At 54.6% G+C, this 21,201-nt stretch carries 19 protein-coding genes; 8 read left to right on the forward strand and 11 right to left on the reverse strand.

Translation table 11 applies throughout. The features are described 5' to 3' along the window. Window positions 1–14: 14 nt before the first annotated feature. On the reverse strand, window positions 15–746 hold the full coding sequence (locus tag D6C13_RS19925) for an SDR family oxidoreductase (protein ID WP_120134407.1): 732 nt from the start codon (window positions 744–746) through the stop codon (window positions 15–17). A gap of 214 nt (window positions 747–960) precedes the next feature. Here D6C13_RS19925 and D6C13_RS19930 point away from each other — a divergent pair, with 214 nt between their 5' ends. Then, a complete protein-coding gene (locus tag D6C13_RS19930) occupies window positions 961–1,752 on the forward strand; it encodes an IclR family transcriptional regulator (RefSeq protein WP_120134408.1) in 792 nt (263 codons plus the stop codon). An 88-nt stretch (window positions 1,753–1,840) separates the two neighbouring features. Here the strand turns inward: D6C13_RS19930 and D6C13_RS19935 are convergent, their stop codons facing one another. The 6 genes from D6C13_RS19935 to D6C13_RS19960 are packed head-to-tail and all read right to left on the reverse strand — an operon-like array spanning window position 1,841 to window position 8,299. Beyond that, complete coding sequence (locus tag D6C13_RS19935) at window positions 1,841–2,611, reverse strand: ABC transporter ATP-binding protein (RefSeq protein ID WP_120134431.1); 771 nt, start codon at window positions 2,609–2,611, stop codon at window positions 1,841–1,843. A 24-nt stretch (window positions 2,612–2,635) separates the two neighbouring features. Then, the gene (locus tag D6C13_RS19940; protein ID WP_120134432.1) at window positions 2,636–3,502 is read right to left on the reverse strand and encodes an ABC transporter ATP-binding protein; all 867 of its coding nucleotides are present in this window, start codon (window positions 3,500–3,502) and stop codon (window positions 2,636–2,638) included. Then, on the reverse strand, window positions 3,474–4,379 hold the full coding sequence (locus D6C13_RS19945) for an ABC transporter permease (protein WP_120134409.1): 906 nt from the start codon (window positions 4,377–4,379) through the stop codon (window positions 3,474–3,476). The genes D6C13_RS19940 and D6C13_RS19945 overlap by 29 nt, the downstream gene beginning before the upstream one ends. Then, a complete protein-coding gene (locus tag D6C13_RS19950) occupies window positions 4,376–5,392 on the reverse strand; it encodes an ABC transporter permease (RefSeq protein ID WP_120134433.1) in 1,017 nt (338 codons plus the stop codon). The genes D6C13_RS19945 and D6C13_RS19950 overlap by 4 nt, the downstream gene beginning before the upstream one ends. A gap of 41 nt (window positions 5,393–5,433) precedes the next feature. After that, a complete protein-coding gene (locus D6C13_RS19955) occupies window positions 5,434–7,092 on the reverse strand; it encodes an ABC transporter substrate-binding protein (protein WP_425272728.1) in 1,659 nt (552 codons plus the stop codon). 52 nt (window positions 7,093–7,144) lie between these two features. After that, entirely contained in the window at window positions 7,145–8,299 is a 1,155-nt protein-coding gene (locus D6C13_RS19960) for a mandelate racemase family protein (RefSeq protein WP_120134435.1), read from the reverse strand. 399 nt (window positions 8,300–8,698) lie between these two features. Between D6C13_RS19960 and exoX the strand changes: the two genes are divergently transcribed. Next, the gene (gene exoX / locus D6C13_RS19965; RefSeq protein ID WP_120134410.1) at window positions 8,699–9,361 is read left to right on the forward strand and encodes an exodeoxyribonuclease X; all 663 of its coding nucleotides are present in this window, start codon (window positions 8,699–8,701) and stop codon (window positions 9,359–9,361) included. Between the two features lie 13 nt (window positions 9,362–9,374). Here exoX and D6C13_RS19970 read toward each other — a convergent pair whose 3' ends face one another. Beyond that, complete coding sequence (locus D6C13_RS19970) at window positions 9,375–10,280, reverse strand: LysR family transcriptional regulator (protein WP_120134411.1); 906 nt, start codon at window positions 10,278–10,280, stop codon at window positions 9,375–9,377. Between the two features lie 140 nt (window positions 10,281–10,420). Here D6C13_RS19970 and D6C13_RS19975 point away from each other — a divergent pair, with 140 nt between their 5' ends. Both D6C13_RS19975 and D6C13_RS19980 read left to right on the forward strand, forming a co-directional pair. Continuing rightward, window positions 10,421–11,839: an MFS transporter gene (locus D6C13_RS19975; RefSeq protein WP_120134412.1), complete on the forward strand. Its 1,419-nt coding sequence runs from the start codon at window positions 10,421–10,423 to the stop codon at window positions 11,837–11,839. Window positions 11,840–11,870: 31 nt separating this feature from the next. Continuing rightward, on the forward strand, window positions 11,871–12,110 hold the full coding sequence (locus tag D6C13_RS19980) for a DUF1272 domain-containing protein (RefSeq protein ID WP_120134413.1): 240 nt from the start codon (window positions 11,871–11,873) through the stop codon (window positions 12,108–12,110). A gap of 12 nt (window positions 12,111–12,122) precedes the next feature. Here the strand turns inward: D6C13_RS19980 and D6C13_RS19985 are convergent, their stop codons facing one another. Then, on the reverse strand, window positions 12,123–12,497 hold the full coding sequence (locus tag D6C13_RS19985; RefSeq protein ID WP_120134414.1) for a nuclear transport factor 2 family protein: 375 nt from the start codon (window positions 12,495–12,497) through the stop codon (window positions 12,123–12,125). A 138-nt stretch (window positions 12,498–12,635) separates the two neighbouring features. Between D6C13_RS19985 and D6C13_RS19990 the strand changes: the two genes are divergently transcribed. Together D6C13_RS19990 and D6C13_RS19995 are read left to right on the forward strand one after the other, a co-directional pair. Continuing rightward, the gene (locus tag D6C13_RS19990) at window positions 12,636–13,280 is read left to right on the forward strand and encodes a hypothetical protein (protein ID WP_120134415.1); all 645 of its coding nucleotides are present in this window, start codon (window positions 12,636–12,638) and stop codon (window positions 13,278–13,280) included. A gap of 45 nt (window positions 13,281–13,325) precedes the next feature. After that, window positions 13,326–13,784 carry an acyltransferase gene (locus tag D6C13_RS19995; RefSeq protein ID WP_120134416.1) on the forward strand — a complete coding sequence of 153 codons (459 nt, stop codon included), beginning with the start codon at window positions 13,326–13,328 and terminating at the stop codon, window positions 13,782–13,784. 51 nt (window positions 13,785–13,835) lie between these two features. Here the strand turns inward: D6C13_RS19995 and D6C13_RS20000 are convergent, their stop codons facing one another. Continuing rightward, window positions 13,836–16,229 carry a glucose/quinate/shikimate family membrane-bound PQQ-dependent dehydrogenase gene (locus D6C13_RS20000; RefSeq protein WP_120134417.1) on the reverse strand — a complete coding sequence of 798 codons (2,394 nt, stop codon included), beginning with the start codon at window positions 16,227–16,229 and terminating at the stop codon, window positions 13,836–13,838. A gap of 194 nt (window positions 16,230–16,423) precedes the next feature. Beyond that, the gene (gene pqqU / locus D6C13_RS20005; RefSeq protein WP_120134418.1) at window positions 16,424–18,577 is read right to left on the reverse strand and encodes a TonB-dependent receptor PqqU; all 2,154 of its coding nucleotides are present in this window, start codon (window positions 18,575–18,577) and stop codon (window positions 16,424–16,426) included. 783 nt (window positions 18,578–19,360) lie between these two features. On the opposite strand from pqqU, the gene D6C13_RS20010 reads away from it, so the two are divergent. Both D6C13_RS20010 and D6C13_RS20015 read left to right on the forward strand, forming a co-directional pair. Then, window positions 19,361–20,116: an alpha/beta hydrolase gene (locus D6C13_RS20010; protein ID WP_120134419.1), complete on the forward strand. Its 756-nt coding sequence runs from the start codon at window positions 19,361–19,363 to the stop codon at window positions 20,114–20,116. A 235-nt stretch (window positions 20,117–20,351) separates the two neighbouring features. Next, the gene (locus tag D6C13_RS20015) at window positions 20,352–21,044 is read left to right on the forward strand and encodes an HAD family hydrolase (RefSeq protein WP_120134420.1); all 693 of its coding nucleotides are present in this window, start codon (window positions 20,352–20,354) and stop codon (window positions 21,042–21,044) included. The last annotated feature ends 157 nt before the right edge of the window (window positions 21,045–21,201 follow it).

A 21,201-nucleotide genomic window follows, 5' to 3' on the forward strand; every position in this document is an offset into this window, starting at 1 on the left:
GTGTAATGAATGGATCAGGCAGTCCAGCCGCCATCGATAATATGGACCTGGCCGGTAGTAAAACTGGCGTCCGCCAGATACAGCACCAGGTCGGCAATCTCCTCCGGCGAACCGATGCGGCCAATCGGCTGACGGGCAATAAAGGCCTTACGTGCCGTTTCATAATCTCCCTGCGCGCGCAAACGCTGCTGGAGCGACGGGCTGTCGACCGTACCGGGACAGATAGCGTTGCAACGAATACCCTGAGTGATGTAATCAGCAGCGACTGATTTTGTCAGGCCAATCACTGCGGCTTTCGTCACGCTGTAGGCGAAACGGTCAGGCACCCCTTTGATGCTGGAGGCCACTGAGGCCATGTTGATGATGCAGCCATCCTGCTGTGCCAACATGCCAGGCAACACGGCCTGGATCAGCTCATACTGCGCGCGAACATTGAGCTGCCAGGCGAACTCCAGATCACTGCGCGAGCATGTCTGCACCGTGCCGTTATGTACGACTCCGGCGCAGTTAAACAGCACGTCAATAGTGCCCGTTCGTGCGATCAACGCGTCCATATCTCCCCGGTCCAGTACATCAAGAGACTCGGGCTGGATATTTTCCACGCCTTGCAGCTCACTGAGTTTTTCCCGATTCACATCGCTGGCGATGACATGGAAACCCACCTTTGCCAGGCGCAAAGCAGAGGCGCGGCCAATGCCCTGGGCTGCGCCGGTGATCAATACTTTTCTGGCTTTTTCTGCGGTCATAATACGTTTCCACTCCATTACTTGTTTGTTTCTAAAGATGGGATTTAATGTAACTGATATGCTCTCATTACCCATTAATGAATTTTGAATTCATATATGAGCGTCACAACAATTCATATTACCTGCTGTAAAATTTCGGATGAGTTCACAGAAATGATAAGATTTGAGCGGATCGGGTGAACAGGTAGCGGCGCAGAAAGGGAGAAAAAACAGAATGAATGGCCAGAAAGCGGAAGAACATAAAGACGAGGAAGGACAGGAGGATCGCTATCGTGCGCCAGCGCTTGATAAAGGGCTGGATATCATTGAGATGCTGGCGGGACGTGAAGAGGGCATTTCGCAGGCGGAAATTGCGAAGGTATTGGGACGTAAGCCCAATGAAATTTACCGCATGCTCGACCGGCTGGTGCGCCGTGGATATGTCATCCGTACCAGCGTTGATCAGTACGAACTGTCGCTAAAAATTTTTGAACTGGGAAATCGTCATTCGCCGTTTCGCCGGCTGGCGACGCAGGCCCTTCCATATCTTCGACAGTTTGCCCGTGAAGCGAAACAGGCTTGTCATCTGGTGGTTTACGATCGCGGCGCACTGACGGCGATCGCCCAGGTTGACGCGCCAGGTTACTGGGGCTTTGGTGTTCGCACGGGTTCGCGGATGGATCTGCTGAATACCGGCTCAGGACATGTGATGCTGGCTTTCTCACCCGCCAACGAGCGCGAGTTTATGCTGCGCGAAAGTGAAGATCCCGGCCTTACAATCAGCGCTGAACTCGCGCAACAGTTAACGTTGGTACGCCAGCAGGGCTACGAAATGATGCCCAGCCAGCAAACGGTCGGCGTTTATAATATTGCCGTTCCAATACTTGCCAACGGGGATAAAGTCATCGCGGCGCTGGCCTGCCCTTATTTACAGCACCTGGATTACCTGAATTCGCCCTCGCGTGATCAGGTACTCGAACAACTCAAATATACGGTGGCGCAAATCATGAGTGCGACACCCCTTTAAGTAACGGGAAGTACCTTTCAGACAGGCCTGATCCGCGAACAGCTGCATCACTGCGATGCAGCTGTTTTACTTCGTGTGTTCTGGGGCACTACAACATCACTTTCGCCGCCATTTCCCGGCTGTAGTCGCGGCTGGCATCGACCAGCACGCGGGTGTAATCGTCCCTGATATCGCCGCGCAGCAGCGCATCGGTTTCCAGTGTTTCGAGGATTTTGCCGTATTTCATCACCGCCACGCGCTGGCAAAGATGAGCAATAACGCCCAGATCGTGAGTGACCATCAGGTAGGTCAGCCCTTCCTCTTTTTGAAGATCGAACAGCAAATTGAGGATTTCCGCCTGCACGGAGACATCCAGCGCAGAGGTCGGTTCGTCGAGCAGCAGCACGCGCGGTTTGAGGATCAGCGCCCGTGCAATCGCCACGCGCTGGCGCTGTCCGCCGGAAAGCTGATGCGGATAACGGCTGCGAAACGCGCGGTTCAGGCCGACTTTTTCCAGAATGGTATTAATGCGCTGGTCCCGCTGGTCGATGCGGTGAATTTGCAGCGGCTCTTCCAGAATATCGTCGATGGTGTGGCGCGGATGGAGCGACCCGTAAGGATCCTGAAAAACCATCTGTACCAGACGGCAGCGGTCGCGACCTATGCGGTGTTCCAGCTGCTGGCCGTCGATTTCAAGTTCACCCTTCCAGTGGGTAAACAGCCCCGCCAGACATTTCAGCACCGTGGTTTTGCCCGATCCGGATTCCCCCACCAGCCCGAAAATTTCGCCCTCGCGCACCGCGATATTCACATCCGTCAGCACCTGCGTGGTTTTTGCGCCCTCACCAAAAGTCAGGTTCAGGTTTCGCACGTCAATCATGGTTTTATGCGTCATTTGGGCTCCTTAATCGGTCAGCCAGCTGGCCTGCCGCTGCATCACCGGCAGCGGATAACGGCGGTTATCCATGTCCGGCAACGCATTGAGCAGGCCGCGCGTGTACGGATGCTGCGCGTTATCCAGATCGGTGGCGGCGATGGATTCCACGATGCGTCCGGCGTACATCACCAGCACGCGATCGCAAAAGCTGCGCACCAGATTGATGTCATGACTGATAAAAATCAGCCCCAGACCGCGCGTTTTCACCAGATCGTCCAGCAGCGCCAGCACCTGTAAACGCACCGACACGTCGAGCGCCGACGTCGGTTCATCAGCAATCACCATTTCGGGGTCGGTGATCAGCATCATCGCAATCATGATGCGCTGCCCCTGCCCGCCGGAAATTTCATGCGGATACAGGCCGTATACGCGTTCCGGGTCGCGGATGCGCACCACGTCCAGCATGTTCAGCACTTTGCGTTTGGCATCCTGATACGAACATTTGTGGTGCGAACGCCACGCTTCAGCAATCTGATCGCCGACGCACAGCACCGGATTCAGCGAATATTTCGGATCCTGCATAATCATCGAAATCCGCTTACCGCGTACCTGCCGCATTTGTTTCGGGCTGGCACGCAGCAAATCGACATCCGCAAACTGCATTTTGTTGGCGGTGATTTGCGCTTTTGAAGGATGCAGATGCAACAGCGCTCGTCCCACGGTGGATTTACCTGAGCCAGACTCACCGACAATCGCCAGTTTTTCGCGCCCGAGCTGGAAGGAAACGCCACGCACAGCCTGCGTCACCTGACGGCCATTCACAAAGCTGACGTGCAAGTCCTGCACATCCAGTAACGCCGGAGCGTCAGTCATTTCGGGGATCGAGAATGTCACGAAGGCCATCTCCTAAAAAGTTGAACGCCAGGCTGTTAATCAGGATCGCCAGACCGGGAATCGTCGCCACCCACCAGCACTCCATCATGTAGGTACGGCCGCTGGAAATCATCGCGCCCCACTCCGGATCCGGTGGCTGAGCGCCAAGACCGAGAAAGCCCAGACCGGCGGCGGTCAGAATAATCCCCGCCATATTCATGGTGATACGGATGATCACCGACGGCAGACACAGCGGCACAATATGGCGCCACAACACCCGCACCGGGGATGCGCCCTGCAAACGCACTGCCGAGATAAAATCGGCCTGACGTAATGAAAGGGTTTCAGCGCGTGCCAGACGCGCAATCGGCGGCCAGGCGGTGAGCGTTATGGCGATCACCACATGTTCCAGACCGGGGCCGAGTGCAGCGACAAACGCCAGTGCCAGCACCAGACTCGGGAAGGAGATGAAAATGTCGGTGATACGCATCAGCACCATATCCGTTTTGCCACCGAAGTATCCGGCGGTGACGCCGAGCAGCAACCCGAGCGGCCCGACGGTCACCGACACCAGCAGCACGATGTACAGCGTAATGCGCGAGCCGTAAACCAGACGGCTGAAGATATCGCGGCCAAACTCGTCAGTGCCGAACCAGTGCGCTGCCGACGGCGGGCTGAGCGCGTTGTTTAAATCCTGCACCAGCGGATGAAACGGCGCGATCCACGGGGCGAAAATCGCCACAATCATCAGCACCAGAACAATTGCGCCACCGATGGCGGTCAGCGGATTACATGCCATCTGCCACAGAAAATGACCAACGCGACCCAACGCCCTTTTCACGCGCTGACGTTTTTCGTCGCCCGCGCTGAGCGTGACGGAATCGAGAGAAATCGTCATACTTTTGTCCTCGGATCAAAGACCTGATACAGCAGGTCAGAGAGCAAATTCAGCACCACGAAAATCATGCCGACCACCAGCACGCAGCCCATCACCGCGTTCATGTCGCCCAGCATCAGACTGCTGGTGAGATACGAACCAAAGCCCGGCCAGGAGAACACGGTTTCGATCAGCACTGCGCCTTCCAGCAGCGAGCCGTACGCCAGCGCCACCACGGTCAGCAACTGAACCAGAATGTTGCGAAATGCGTGATTCCACAGCACATGCCATTCGCTCAGCCCTTTGACGCGGGCGGTGATGATGAATTCCTGCGAAAGCTGCGCCAGCATAAAGCTGCGGGTCATGCGGCTGATGTAAGCCAGCGAGTGAAAACCCAGCAGAGATGCGGGTAAAATCAGGTGATTCAGCGCATTGCGGAACACTTCCCAGTTGCCGGCGATCAGCGCGTCAATCAGCATGAAACCGCTGTGGCGCGTGACCTGTCCGTCGAGGCTGAAATCTACCCGCCCGGCGCCGCCGACCCAACCGAGCCAGGCGTAAAACACCAGTAAACCCATCATGCCGACCCAAAAGATTGGCGTGGAATAACCGGCCAGACTGATGATGCGCACCGCGTAATCCGCCATGCTGTTCCGTTTTGCCGCTGCCAGCACGCCGATCGGAATACCGACGCCCGCGCCGAGAATGATCGCCAGCGTCGCCAGTTCCATGGTGGCCGGAAACACGCGCAGAATGTCCTGCGTCACCGGTTTCCCGGTCAGCAGCGCATTGCCTAAATCACCGTGCGCCAGCCCGTAAAGGTAGATGCCGAACTGCGTCCATAACGGTTTATCAAAACCGAGCTGATGGTAAACCTGCTGGTAAGTGCTGTGGTCAGCGTCCGGTCCGACAATCGCCAGCACCGGATCCACCGGCATCACGCGGCCAATAAAAAACGTGAGCAGCAACAGGCCGAACAGCGTCACGGCCACCTGCACCAGCCGTTTGCCGATGCGTCCGGCGGGGAGTGACATCCGCGCCGTTTGCTTTGAAGCAGGCGCCGGAATTTGCATGGTCATAAACCTTTACCTCCGGTTGGCTGAGCGTTTTGCGCGGCGGACTGCGGGCTGTCGTCTTTATAAACATCGCGCAGGAATGTGGTCGCAGAAGGATGTGGCAGAAAGTTTTTAACGTCCCTGCGCACCACGATGGAATCGACCATCTGTGAGACCGGCACCAGCGCCGGGATCAGCGCGTCGTAGCGTTCCTGAATGGCAAAGTAATCCTGTTTTTGTTTCTCCGGATCACGTTCCAGCAACGCCTGATCGATATCGGTGTTCAGCTGTTTGTCGTAAAAACCGGTGCGCCAGCCCTGAAAATTGGTCAGCCGTGCGGCGTCGCTGTTATCGGGGTTATACACCAGCGCGCGCAGGCTGGAGTGCGGATGGGGTTCCACGCCGCTGCCCCCGCGCCCGACCAGCATGTCGAACTTGCGCTCACGCATCGCTCCGTAAATCTGGTTGCCGGTGCCGGTGACGATTTTGGCGCGAATGCCCGCCTGCATCAGCGTGGACTGCACAGCAATGGCGATATTGAGGAACGGCTGATCCGCCAGCACCCGCAGCGTGGTATCAAAACCCTCCGGATAACCGGCGTCTGCCAGCAGCGCTTTGGCGCGAGGAATGTCGAGCTTGTAACCCGGATCCGGCAACGTCGCAGGCATCCCGACCTGAATCGGACGCTGATGCACAATGCCGTAACCGTTCATCAGTGCCTTGCCGATGCCCTGATAATCAATCAGATAGCGCACCGCTTCACGCACTTTCGGATTGGCGAAATGCGGCTCTTTCATGCTCATCGCCACGTAATAAATAGTGCCTTTTTTCACCTCATCGACCTGTATGGCCGGATCGTGACTGAGCGCGGTAACATCTGAAACCGCCATGTTATGGGCAATATCCAGATCACCTTTTTCAATCATCAGACGCAGGGTTTGTGACTCCTGAAAATGGCGGAATACCACGCGCGTTAATTGCGGTTCGCCGCGCCAGTACTGAGGGTTACGGCTCATTTTCAGCACGTCTTTCGCCTGCCAGCTGTCGAGACGAAACGGCCCGGAACCGGCTTCATTGGTGGTCAGCCAGCGGTTGCCCCAGTCGCCGTTCACTTCATGCGCCTGCACGGTTTTGCTGTCCAGCGCGACCACGCTGCCGAGCGCCGCCAGCGAGTAAATCACCAGTTTCGGGTCATTGGGTTTAGGTAACTGAATTTCGACGATACCGGGAGACGGCGAGCGCACCATCTCATCGACATTCTTTTTACTGAATCCGTAGGATTTCCATACTGACGCCTGCGCCAGATTGAGGTGCAGAATGCGGCGCATCGACCACACTACGTCATCGGCAGTGACCGGATTGCCCGAGTGGAATTTCACGCCATCGCGCAGATGAAACGTGATGAGATTATCGGCGTCGTTGACCTCCCACGAGGTCGCCAGCGCCGGACGCACATGGGTGAGTTGTTGCGGATCGAGCTCAATCAGCGGGTCATAAAGATTGACCACGATGCCGACAATGTCATTGCCGGTCATCGCTGCAGGGTCGAGCGTTAATAGGTTATTCATGTTCATGCCGATGATCAGCTGGTCGGGCGGCGTTTTCGCCTGCGCCGTCCAGCCAGCGGCCATCAGCAGTAGCGCGAATATCCACGCGCCCCACGTTTTGCCAGAGTTCATGATTTACCTTCCGGGTAGAGTCAGAGGTTTATTATTTTTTTCTGCCCGCAGGTCAGTCGCGGCTGACGGTATGGGTTTCTATGTAATCAAAATTGATGTCCTCACCCAGACCAGGGCGGTCAGAAAGATGAACAAAGCCCTGCTCGTCCATCGGGTCAACGATGCTGTTCAGGTATGCAGCCGGTTCGTCGTATTCCAGGAACGGATGCAACAGGCCACGTTCATACCAGCGACAGTTGCGGATAGCGCCGACGACGGCCAGACTCGCCGCGCCGTTGCCGTGAACTTCGCAGTCCATACCGAACGCTTCCGCCAGACTGGCAACTTTCATGCAAGGCGAGATGCCGCCCACGCCGTTGGCACCGGCGCGCAAAATGTCACAGGCACCGGCTTTCACCCAGTCCGCGCGGCTGTGATGTTTACCGCCCAAACTTTCGGGGCCGATCACGTCGATGGAGAGGTTTTCCGCCAGCCAGGCGTAAGACGCCATGCTCTCTTCTTCCATCGGTTCCTCGAACCACGCGAAGTTAAGTTTTTCCAGCGCTTTACCGATGGTCAGCGCCTGACTGCGGCTGTACCAGTGATAGCCGTCGAGCATCAGTTCGATATCCGGGCCGACGGCTTCACGCACGGCGGCGCAGGCTTTAATGTCCATTTTCGGGTCCGGCGCGAAAGCGACCGGTGGCATCCAGGTGTGCAGCTTGATGGCCTGATAACCGCGCGCCACCAGCTTCTCGGCAAACTGACCGAATTCATCCGGCGTCGATAATCCGCCTTTCAGCTCATCGCCGCACATGGTGCTGCCGTAGGCCGGAACCTTCTCGCGGAATCCGCCCAGCAGTTTGTGCACCGGCATCTTCAGTTTGCGGCCAATCAGATCCCACAATGCCTGCTCGACAAACGACAGCGCCCTTTCAGTCAGCTGATGCGCACTTCCGCGCTGCCAGTGAACCAGATCCTGCCACAGACGTTCACGGTCGAACGGGTTCTGTCCAATCAATACTTTTCTGAAAAAAGCATTCACTACGTGCGGACGCACAACTTCCGGCGGCGCGAATGAATATCCGCAGTCGCCTTCGTCAGTGGTAATGGTCAGCATCGCCATTTTTGCCTGACTTTCTTCACCCGGATGCGAATGACCCGCGCTGTCAGAAACGCGACGGGTCGGATAAGTAAAAACAGAGACTTCAACAGAACGTATTTTCACAGCGATACCTGCCATTACTGAGTGAGTTAACGCCCTTCAGGGCGCGCCGGAATTACCGTCTCTTCGCAATGTGAGCCTTCTCACACTTTGTCAAAACCGCAATCCAACAATAATAAAATAGCGTTTCATTATTGAACTTAGCCAGTTTGCAGACGTATTTCCACGGCTAAAAGCCGAAATTTTCCGCGTTTGTTTGGGCATCTGCACGGGGGAATGTGAGCATTTTCACGAAAGCGACAGGAAGTGTGATCTGTACAAGAAATAGACGGAGTAAGTGTGGGGTGAAATTTCCAGCGGGTATGCGATGCAAAAAGTTGTGATCAGAAAAGTGGGCACCGGCGGTTCATTCCGTTAGGCTAGCCATATCAGAAAGTGTTTGGTGATCAGCCGGAGTACAAAATGTTGCGTGTTATTGATACGGAAACCTGCGGATTGCAGGGTGGCGTGGTGGAAGTGGCCTCCGTAGATATCGAGAACGGAAGGATCGTTAACCCGATGAGTGATCTGGTGCGCCCTGACCGCCCGATCGGCCATCAGGCGATGGCCATTCACAAAATCACCGAGGCGATGGTGGCTGATAAGCCGTGGATTGAGGAGATCATTCCCCGCTATCACGGCAGCCAGTATTACGTTGCCCACAACGCCAGTTTTGACCAGCGCATGCTGCCTGATATGTCAGGTGAATGGATTTGTACCGTGAAACTGGCGCGTCGTTTATGGCCGGGGATCAAATACAGCAATATGGCGCTCTATAAATCCCTCAAGCTGGAAGTGGCTACGCCTGCGGATTTGCATCATCACCGCGCGCTGTTTGACTGCTATATCACTGCCGCGTTGCTCATCCGCATTATGGATGAATCCGGCTGGACGCCCGAGGAAATGGTGACCATTACCGGACGCCCGGCGCTGGTCAGCACCATGATGTTTGGGAAATATCGCGGCAGGAAAATTGCAGAAATCGCTGAAGATGATCCGGGTTATCTGCGCTGGATGCTCAAAAATATCAAAGAATTAACGCCGGATCTGCGGATGACGCTCAGGCATTATCTGGAAACCGAGTAACAGGTCACGAGGGTTAAACCGGCACTTTTTCCCTACAAACGCTCAGCACCAGCTGCCGTAACCAGCGGTGTGCGGGGTCAACTTCTGAACGCGGATGCCACATCTGCGAAATAGTGATTTCGCGGGTTTTGACTGGTAATTCAAAAGAATACAGCCGGTCAGGGTCTGAAATCAGAAAAGAAGCAGGGATCAGTGCCACCAGATCAGAATTTTGCGCAATGGCCAGCGCGGCTGAAAAGCCCGGTACCACTGCGGCGACTTTCCGCTTAAGCACTACTTCCGCCAGCGCATCATCCACCGGTCCGTGCGTGCTTGCGCGACGTGAAACGACCACGTGCCCGTAGCTGGCATATTCCTGCGCGGTAATGGCAGCGGCGTGTTGCAGCGGATGGTCTTTGCGCACCACGCCGACGAACCGGTCGCGGAACAACGCCTGAAGGCGGATCTCCGGTCCCATTTCGCCTAAAACACCGATCTCGAGATCGACCCTTCCTTCACGCAAAGGATTGGCGCTCTTTTCAGGTTTTGGCGCAAAACTCAGACAAACACCCGGTGCTTCGCGGGCGACGGCGGCGATCAGCGCTGCGCCAAACGCCACCACAAAACCATCGTTAGAACGCAAAATGAAGGTGCGCTGAAGTGAGCTAAGATTAAGGACTGACGTTGAAGGACGCAGCAATGCCCGTGCCTCAAGGGCTGCATTTTGCGTGCGCTGGCGGATTTCTTCCGCGTAAGGCGTCAGCACCATATTACGTCCGGCGCGCACCAGCAGCGGATCGCCGGTGGTATCACGCAGGCGACCGAGTGTGCGGCTCATGGCCGAGGCGCTTAACCCCAGACGCCGCGCAGCACCGGCCACACTGCCTTCAGCCAGCAGTACATCCAGTGCGATAAGTAAGTTCAGATCAGGTTCAGTCATCACGGCAGTGTAACCTGTTTTACAGACTCATATAAGGCGTTTGGTGCAGGTATTAACTGCAGATGCTGCGCCTTCCGCACTCTGTTGCCCGCGGGTATAGTTTCCACACTCAATGAACAACTAAAGAGATGTGAAGCGTAATGGAATTATTTTCTGATAAACCGGGCGACGAAGGATTACCAGGTCGCGAGCGCGGGCTGGCGATGGCCGCAGTCATGACCATGGCGACGATGGCTGTTTTCGATGGATCAATGGTTAACATTGCCCTGCCGCAAATCGCACGGGCACTGAATATCTCTGCGGGGGCTGCCGTCTGGGTGTCCAATGGCTATCTGTTATCGGCGTCCATGACGCTGGCGATTTTCGCAGCACTCGCCAGCCACATCGGCTTTCGCTCATTATTTACCGCCGGTCTGAGCGTATTTACCCTGGCTTCTCTGGGTTGTGCACTGTCATCTTCTCTGGATGTGCTGATCGTCATGCGGGTGCTTCAGGGCATCGGCGCGGCGGCCACGCTGAGCATCGGCCCGGCCATTTTGCGATCTGTGTTTCCAAACCGGTTACTCGGCCGCATCCTTGGCCTGAACGCACTGATTATCGCCACCAGTACGGCCATTGCGCCGGTACTGGGCGGAACAATATTGTCGGCGATGAGCTGGCAGTGGCTGTTTGCCATTAATATTCCGCTGGGAGTGATTGCTATCCTCCTTACCCTGCGCGTGGTTCCGTCCAATCCCGCTGCGACTAAGTCTCCGTTTGATGTCTCGGGCGCGGTGTTGTCTGCCGTAGCGCTCGGTGCGCTGATTATGGCGGCGGATTCCTTTGCGCATCCCGGCGGCCACGAACTGATGACTGCTTTAACTTACGGGCTTATCGCAGTGATCGCCGGTATGGCCTTTGTGTGGCGTCAGCGCCGTGCGCCGAAACCCTTGCTGCCGTTAGGCATGTTTGCCTCGTCCCGCTTTTCGCTGGCGGCGCTCACCTCGCTGGCATCGTTTGTCAGCCAGGGGATTACGTTTGTCGCCCTGCCGTTTTTATTCCAGAGCGTGTATGGCTACAGCGCCTTTGTCTCCGCGCTGCTTTTCACTCCCTGGCCGCTGGGCATTATTCTGGCTGCCCCGCACGCCGGACGCCTCGCTGATCGCTATCCGGCAGCCATCATCTCTACCGTAGGATTATGTGTGTTCGCCGTGGGTCTGCTGCTGCTGGCACAACTGCCGGAACATGCGCAGGTCTGGGATATCGGCCTGAGAAGCTTCGTCTGCGGTCTGGGCTTCGGCTGTTTCCAGAGTCCGAATAACCGCGAAATGCTCTCTAATGCTTCTCGTGAAAACAGCGGATATGCCTCCGGCGTGCTCGCCATCATGCGCACCTTCGGCCAGTGCCTCGGCTCCGCGTTTGTCGGTGTGATCCTGTCGGTATTTGCCGCCCAAAATATAGCGCAGGAAGCACAGGCTGTGCGGCTGAGTCTGTGGGTGGCGGTGATCGCGACAGTTCTGGCGATAGTCATCAGCGTGAGCCGCTTGCGAAAGAGTGCCGCTAACCTGCAGAATGGCTGAAACCTACCTGTACGGATTAAGGATAAATTCTATGCTGGAACTGAGACCTAACTGCGAGTGTTGCAATACCGATCTGCCCCCTGCTTCCGACGCCAGAATTTGTTCGTTTGAATGCACATTTTGCGTCCCCTGCGCCCAAACCAAACTCGCAGGCATTTGCCCCAACTGCGGCGGGGAATTAGTGGCCCGCCCGCGCAGGCCGGCAAATAAACTGGCGAACAATCCGGCGTCCACCACGCGGGTATTTAAGCCAGAAGGTTGTGCGTCTTAGTGCCACATAGTGTCACGCCAGTGTTTCAGCCGCTGGCGTGCCCTGATGAAAGATCATCTGCCAGCCGGTTCCCTTAACTTTCATCCAGCACGAGGAACGCAGCGTGCATCGCCGCTTTTCATTCCCCGCGCTCACAAAGCTCTTATAGGTGAGGATCACACAACCTTCATTGAGCGTCTGTAGCCGAAAATTTTCCGCTTCGAGGCCTGATGCTTGCGTTTCCGCGGTCAGCGCCGCCACGGTTTGTTGCCGGTCAACCCGCTGTCCCGAACGCGTGATTTCCCTGAAGTCCGGATGTAAAACTCTTTCCAGCCACTTTTCATCTGCGCGTCTGGCACCATGAAGGCTGCATTCCAGCGCTTTTATCTCTTCCAGAATCTCATTCATCGTGTTACTCCTCCTCTCAGGGGATGCAATAATCCGTCGATTTCCAGACACTGGACTAAAGTTATGCTTTCCCTTTCGCTCCCTGAGCCTGCCGGGAATTAGGAAAGTTTATAACATCATTATAAATAAAGGATTTATATGTCCCGCTATTTTTCTCTGGTTTCTTCATCTGCACTGATGAGCTCAGTTTTTCTGCTTACCGGTTGTCCTCCCCCGCCTGATTTAACGCAGTGGCAGCGCCCTGACAGCACCATAGATGACGCGCGTGTTGCGATGGGGCAATGCGGCGTCCCGCTGCCGGGGCCGGAACCTTCTTTTACCGATAATGAATCGGTGCTGTATTACCAGTGCATGGAGGGGAAAGGATTTACCTATAAGGGGGGGGTTCACATTTGCGATTACTACAAAAACACCCCGGCCTGCATCGAGAAACAACAGGGTCACCCGCTCAGTCAGCGACAGCTCGAAGCGCTGCCTTTTGTAGCCGATGAGGGTTTTCACCCGATCAAACCGGATTCAGGCCGGAATGAATACCAACTCATCAGCTGGCGTAAAGCGGGTGCCTCACGGCATTTTTCGCACGCAACTGAGAATGACAAGCTCGCGTTACAGGTGATGTATAAATGCGGATACCCGAAACCGTTGGGCTCGGTTCCTTTCATCCCGACCGTCCTGAAAGCTGCGAAAGTTCAGCAATGTATGCTCGATAATGGCTTCGAACCAAAACATAAACTCATGCTGGTTTGCCGCAATTATCCGCAAGTGACCGGCTGCAAGAAATAGCGGCCACAGGGAGTTAACAGCAGCTCTTCTGTCAGGAGAAATAAAATGCCTTACACCGCACGCGGCGTGCAAATCCGCAATGTTAACACCGGGAAAAATGTTGTGATTTACGAACCCGCAAATGTATATGACTGCACGCTCGGGGACGACGTTTTTATCGGCCCCTATGTGGAGATTCAGGCTAATACCACCATCGGGCGGGGGACAAAAGTCCAGTCGCATACCTTTATTTGTGAGTATGTCACTGTCGGTGAAAACTGCTTTATCGGCCACGGCGTGATGTTTGCGAACGATATGTTTGAGGCGGGAAAACCTAATACTGACCGCGATTCATGGGCCAGGATCCGCGTGGGTAACGATGTTTCCATTGGCAGCGGCGCGACCATTCTGGGCGTAACGATTTGCGATGGTGTAGTGATTGGTGCAGGCAGCGTGGTGACGAAAGACATCATCGAAAAAGGCGTGTACGCCGGGAATCCCGCGCGATGGCTGCGGGCGCTGTAGCCGTAAAAAAGGCCGCTTTCGCGACCTTTCAGTTTCAAACGTTTCGGCTAATTATTTAGCGTCTGGCAGTGCGTAAGCGATGATGTAATCGCCCAGTTTGGTGCCGAACGAACCGTGACCGCCTGCTGCGATAACAACGTACTGTTTACCGTTCACAGAATAAGTCATCGGCGTCGCCTGGCCGCCAGCTGGCAGACGTGCTTCCCACAGTTTGTCACCGTTGCTCATATCGAACGCGCGCAGGTAGTTATCTGCGGTTGCTGCGATGAAGAACACGTTACCGGCGGTAGAAATCGGTGCGCCAAGCATCGGCATACCCATTTTGAACGGCAGCGGTAATGGTGAGCTGTCGCGCACGGTACCGATACGTTTTTTCCACACGATATCGTTGGTTTTCAGGTCAACGCCGGAGATGTAACCCCATGAAGGCTGTTTACATGGAAAGCCCAGCGGAGACAGGAACGGGTTCAGCGTCACGCCAAATGGCACGCCGTACTGCGGCTGAATGCCCGTCTCAGTACCGGAACCGCCTTTATCGTTCGCATCTGGCTCGATTGGGTTGCCCGGACCGCGTGGGATCAGTTTGGATACGAATGGCAGTGCAATCGGGTTAGCGATAGCCACCTGACGATCGGTATCTACAGAAATGCCACCCCACTCGAACATACCGAGGTTACCCGGGAACACCAGAGTGCCCTGCTCGGATGGCGGTGTGAAGGTACCTTCATAACGCAGTTTGTGGAAGATCACACGACACATCAGTTGGTCGTAGATCGTCGCGCCCCACATGTCCTTACCGGTCAGTTTCGCTTCGGGACGGAAAGTCAGTTCGGAGAACGGCTGAGTCGGAGAAACGTGGTCGCCTTTTGCTGCGCCTTGCGGAACAGGTTTTTCTGGTGCATCAACAATCAGCTTACCGTCACGGCGATCCAGCACGAAGATGTTACCGGTTTTGGTCGGTACATAAATCGCAGGAACTTTGTTGCCGCTCTTGTCGGTGATATCAGCCAGAGTTGGCTGCGCCGGAACGTCCATATCCCACAGGTCGTGGTGAACGGTCTGGTAGAACCACGCCAGTTTACCGGTGGTCGCATTCAGCGCCAGCAGGCCGCTCGCGTAACGTTCCATATCCGGAGTACGGTTGCCACCCCAGATGTCCGGTGTTGCCACGCCGATTGGCAGGTAAACCAAGTCCAGTTTGTCATCATAAGACGCAGGCGCCCATGAGTTCGGGGAGTTAGGCGTGAAATGCTGACCATCCGCAGGGATTTTGTTCGGTTCAGCAGCACCCGGATCGAAGGCCCACAGCAGTTTGCCGGTTTCTACATCAAAGCCACGGATAACCCCGGAAGGCTCGCGGTTTGAGTAGTTATCGGTAACCGCACCGGCGACGATGATCACTGATTTAGTGATGATTGGCGGTGAAGTTGGCTCGTAGTGGCCAGGCGTTGCGTAAGGCATATTGCCTTGCAGGTTCAGCTCACCGTTGTTACCGAATGCCGGGCAACGTGCGCCGGTTTCAGCGTCCAGTGCGAACAGACGGCCATCGTTGACAGGCAGAATGATACGACGTGAACAGACTGCAGGCGCAGCACCGTGAGTCGCATCACCAAGTGCCGCAGGCGTTGTCTCATGATAAGACACACCGCGACAGGTCACGTGCTGGAAAGTCGGGTTGGGTTTCAGCTCAGGATCGAACTTCCACTTCTCTTTACCGGTCGCAGCATCCAGAGCAAACAGCTTCTGGTGCGGCGTACACAGGTACAGCATGTCGCCGATTTTGATTGGCGTCACTTCATCAGTGATTTCGCCCGGATCGTTCGGGGTCTTCAGGTCACCGGTACGGAAGGTCCATGCCACGTCGAGCTTGCTGACGTTTTTGTCATTGATCTGGTTCAGCGGCGAGTAACGGGTACCACCCTGAGTACGGCCATAGGCCGGCCAGTCACTGGCGGGAACACCGGAATCGGTCGAGGCAGGAGCAGCATCCGCCGCTTTGATGGTGCCGTTGATTTCCTGCGGATCGTTGAAGACGGAGTACGCCAGCACGAGCACAGTGAACACCAGAGACAGCGCCAGAGCGCCGCGTGCAAAGGCGTTTTTCGCCAGCATCTGATTATAAACAACCGGCAGTAAGATCCACAGACCCAGGAAGAAGGTGACGTCTAAACGCGGCGTCAGTGCCCAGAAGTCTGTACCCACTTCCCACACAGCCCACACGGTGGTGCCGAACAGGAAGATGGCGTAAAGCAGTAATGCAGAAGAGCGGCGGCGATACAGCAACCACGCGGTAACCAGCGAAATAACACCGGCAATAATGTAATAAAGAGAACCACCTAATTTTGCCAGCCAGATACCGCCGACAAGAAGATAAATCCCGCTTAACGCGGCGAACAAAGCGGTAATTATGACGACGATGCGTGATAACGAGGCTTTCGTTTCCATAGTTGATGACCTTACTGATTTTTTATAATCGTCGATTCAGGGTGACCCGAATCTTCAAGAACATCCGGTTCTCACCGGGTGTCATTCCTTGCATGTGCTGCCCTGCTCAAAAGGTGCAGATAGCGGGCAGCACCGCGTGGTTCATTTTTCACTCACTGAAAATGCTTACTGACTGAAATTCATTCGAAACTCATTTATTCGAAACTATAAGAAAGCGTAGCGCCGCCACCGTAGTTTCTGCCAGGTGCCGGCTCGAAATAGCGTCCGTTGCCTTCATTGACAATCACCGAACCGACGTAATTTCTGTCGAACAGGTTATCGACGCGGGTAAACAGGTCGAGCGTCACTTTGTTCCAGTTGAAGCGATAGCCTGCATTCACGCTGGCGACGGTATACGCCGGTGCCTGTTCGCTGTTTTCGTCATTCACTTCGATGTCGCTCATGTAGCGCACATCGGCGCCTGCATGCCAGCCATCAACCGGTGCCCACTCCAGTGAAGCGTAGCCCATGTTGCGGGCGATACCCGGCAGGCGGTTGCCCGCTGGCGTGCAATCTCCCGCGCCACAGGTCTCATTGCGGAATGTCGCATCGAGTAATGTCCAGGCCATTTTCACGCGCCAGTTTTCTTCAATCTGCTGATCTAACGACAGTTCCAGCCCGCGACGGCGTGTTTTGCCCGCGTTGGTATAGCTCGATCTTCCGCCGACACTTTCTGCAACAATTAACTCGTCGTCGGTATCGGTCTGGAAGACCGCCGCAGTGACTAAACCGTTGCCAACGCGCCATTTGCTGCCCAGTTCAACGGTGTTGCTGGTCGAAGGTTGCAGACCAAGATTCAGGCCAGACTGTCCGTCAGTTCGATAGGAAAGTTCGTTGATAGTCGGCGTTTCAAATCCGCGACCGGCAGAGATATAGGTGTTCAGTGCTGGCGTCACCGCATAGTTCAGTGAGGCCATCGGCAGCAGTTTGTGATAACGGCGCGAACCGCTGTCGTCAGGATTTTTGCCGGTGATGTAATAGTCCTGCGAGTCAAAACTCACGGTGCTGTAACGCGCGCCAACATCCAGCGTCCAACGGGGAGTCAGGTTCCACGTGGTTTGCAGATACGGATCGAGGTTCCACATCACGTTCTTTTCATTGCGACGTTCGTCGCCTTTCACGCCCAGATCGCCTTCATCATTGAAGTTTTCATAACCGAAACGACGCTCGGTCATGGTTTCATAATCCAGACCGCCGGTGACGGAGAACGGCACCGAACCTATCTGATCATCATGTTTCCAGCGGGTATCCACGCCGGAATATTTACGTTCCAGCACGATCACACCCCCCGCATTCAGCGGATTGGTCTGCGCACTGGCCGGAATGGTCTGGTATTGCGTGGTGTGGCGCTCGCCGTGATAAGTCATCAGGCTGAACTCGTCGTTCTCGCCCATCTGACGCTGATAGCGCAGGCCGACCTGAGTTTGATCCAGCGATTTACGCGCATTGTATTGATCGGCGCGTTTCGCCTGAGTCGGGTCATCGTGCCATTCGGATTCGGTCAGACCACCCGGATCGTTGGCATCGACAGAGACGCTATTGAACATCAGCGTCAGGGTGCTGGCATCATCAATGCGCACGCCGAGTTTGCCGTTGCCGAGATTTTTCTGCGTACCGCTGTGGTCGCGGTAGCCATCGGTGGTGAAACGCGAGCCGGAAATCAGGTAATTCACATCCCCCGCGTGCGTGCCGTCACCGGTCGCGCCGCTGGCTTTCACGCTGTTACGGAACGAGCCGTAACTGCCGAAATAGGTGCCGGCTTCAAGTTTGGCAGGCTGCGAACCGGTTTGGGTATCCACGTTCACCACGCCGCCGGAAGCATTGCCGTAAAGCGCCGAAAACGGTCCGCGCAGCACTTCAACGCGCTCAACCGAGTTCAGATCGATATTGGACGTCTGCCCCTGCCCGTCCGGCATGGTGGCCGGAATACCATCCACATAGATACGCACGCCGCGCACGCCGTACATCGAACGGCTGCCGAATCCGCGAACAGAAAGCTGTAAATCCTGCGCGTAGTTCTGACGGTTCTGAACCTGCAAGCCGGGGACGCTGCCGAGGCTTTCAGACAGGTTGACCTGCGCTTTGCTGTTTCTGAAATCGTCGCCGTCCACCACGCTGACCGCCGCAGGCGTGTCGAGTTCTGACAGGCCGCCGTTGATTTCGCGTTTGATAACCATCAGTGAAGAAGAGTCTGATGAATCGTCCGCATCGCCTTTAGAAGCGTCGGTCGCTGACTGCGCGTAACTGACTGAAACCGGGTTCAAAAATGACAAGAACGTGATGATAAAAGCAGAGGTTTTGGCGTTCACTTTATGAGTTCTTTTGTTTTGTGTTAAAAGGCTGAGTCAAAAAAAAGACACATCTCTCAATTTTAGACATTAGAAGTAGACATAAATCGACCGTTCTGATTGAGAGCCGCAAGGGGCTCACTATAGTTTTTTTCTTCCTGTTAGTACATACGCAACTTTACAAATATAACTTTTTAACAAAATACCGCACGCAGTGTGCATCAGAACCGGCTTTGCAATTAATTCCCCGCGTAAACCTCATGGATTAATTGAGCTGTTCCCGAATTTATTCCCGCACAAAATAAAAGCCGGCTTTCATTTGAAAATTCACCGGATGGAAAATCGCGTTTTATCGGACTGTAAGTGGCAACGGTTACATTATATTTAACATATTAATATTTAAAGAATAAATTAAATTCCAGGAATGCGTGTGACGGCTATTAATCCGCCACCACTTTCGAGTTGTAATTCAGCTTTCGTCTTTCGAAACTGAGCAACATAAGCCGGAGCCAGAATAAATATAGACCACTATTTTAAGACAGGAGAATATTCTCTGACGTTTTTTCACTCAATCTGTTCCGGGTAATGAAACCGCACCTTCTTTACAGAAGATATAAAACCAAGATTCATTGTGCTGTTTAAAATATCCGCAATTCGCAGCGGGAAAGCGTTTCCATCACCCGCTGCACTCCCCGCTCTGATGACGTTTTTGTCATCATCACGTCACTTCTCTGTCAGAGGGTCAGGCTCACAGTGGCTCCACAAACAGATGTTCATTGCGTTTTAAACGAAAGAGGAAGTGCCATGCGTTTACGTTTAGCTTCAACATTGTTGTTGGCCGCCACTGCGGCGTTCGGTTCCCAGGCATCCGTTGCTGCGCCAGTGAAAAATATTGTGCTGGTACATGGTGCCTTTGTAGGCGGCTCAGGCTGGCGTCCGGTGTATGACATTCTGACGCACGACGGCTATAAAGTGACGCTGGTGCAGGAACCGCTGACGTCATTTACCGATGACGTGGCAGCCACCAAACGTATTCTGGATAGGCAAAACGGCCCGGCGATCCTGGTCGGTCACAGCTATGGCGGCGCGATTATTACTGAGGCGGGGAACGATCCGCACGTGGCAGGTCTGGTTTACATCGCAGCACATGCGCTGGATAACGGGGAAACAGAAGCGATCAACGGTAAGAAATTCCCGAACGCTGCGCATCCGTTTGTGAAAACGGCGGATGGTTTCCTCTATATCAGTCCGGAAAACTTCCCGGCGGATTTCGCCGCAGACCTGCCGCTTAAACAGGCGCAATTTGAAGCGCAGGCGCAGATGCTGACCTCCGCCAGCGTGTTTACCGCCAACATTCCTGATCCTGCCTGGAAAGTGAAACCCAGCTGGTACATGGTGGCGAAGTCCGACAAAATTATTAACCCGGATTTAGAGCGTATGTACGCCAAACGGGCGCACAGCCATACCGTTGAGGTCGCCGGCGCCAGCCATTCCGTGTACGAATCTCATCCGCAGGATGTGGCGAAACTGATCGAGCAGGCGGCAACAGGAGCACAGTAAAATTATTGCGGCAGGTGCGGATTTTTGCAGTGCAAAGATTCAACCTGCCGACATTTCATTTGTCTGGTCATGACCGAAGGAACTTGAGAATACGCTTCAACACTTGCATACGGGCTATCTGCAACGAGACGATATTGCTGAGAAAAATCAATTGGGGTGCAGATGCCTCCCTGATGAAGTTAGAATGTCATATTCACGTTGATAGTGTTTTTGCCTGTGTCCATATGGGAGCAGCATGACAAATGGAGTAGGTGATCAGATGGTTAATGATGTCGTAAATAACAGTAATTCACTCTCTGTCTTTGATTTTGACGGAACACTCACCAAACGAGACAGCTTTGTTCCCTTCTTACGCTTTGCCTTCGGGAATCGTGTTTTTGCCCGACGTCTGGTTCGTCTCGTCGTGCCCGCCCTCAAATGCATCGGACGCAGGGTTACACGTGATGAACTGAAGGAAGTCTTGATCCACACCTTCCTCACCGGCATTGAAGCAAAGTGGGTTGAGCAAAAAGCCATTGAGTTTTGTCAAAAATACTGGACACGCCTGATGCGCCCTTCCGGCCTCATTGCAGTAGCCTCTCAGGTTAACTCCGGTGCAATCGTGACGATTTGCTCGGCTTCCCCCGCAATGGTACTTAAACCCTTTGCAGACAGGTTAGGCATACGTTTGATCGGGACAAATTTGGAAACCCAGGACGGAATGCTGACCGGGCGTATAAGCGGACATAATTGCAGGTGTGCACAAAAGGTAGCAAGACTGGAAGCGGAATACGGCCCACTCGCCTCCTACCACCTTCGGGCATGGGGTGATACCCGTGGCGATTACGAAATGCTGGCCGCCGCACAAGAACCTTACTGGCGACATTTCCATAATGGCGGGGGGAAACGTCATTCTCCGATTGCCAAAATCAAAGGCATCCGGAAATAACGTCGATTTAAACCATTTCAGATCCTAAACCAGAAAGCCCCGATGTTTTACTCGCGGGGCTTTCTGGCGTGGGTCAACGTTAAATTTTGTTTACGCTCTTCTGCACCCTCGGTGACACAAGCATCCCATCCCGGACCGACCATCGCGATATTCATAA

The organism is Rahnella woolbedingensis, assembly GCF_003602095.1.
Lineage (GTDB): Bacteria > Pseudomonadota > Gammaproteobacteria > Enterobacterales > Enterobacteriaceae > Rahnella > Rahnella woolbedingensis.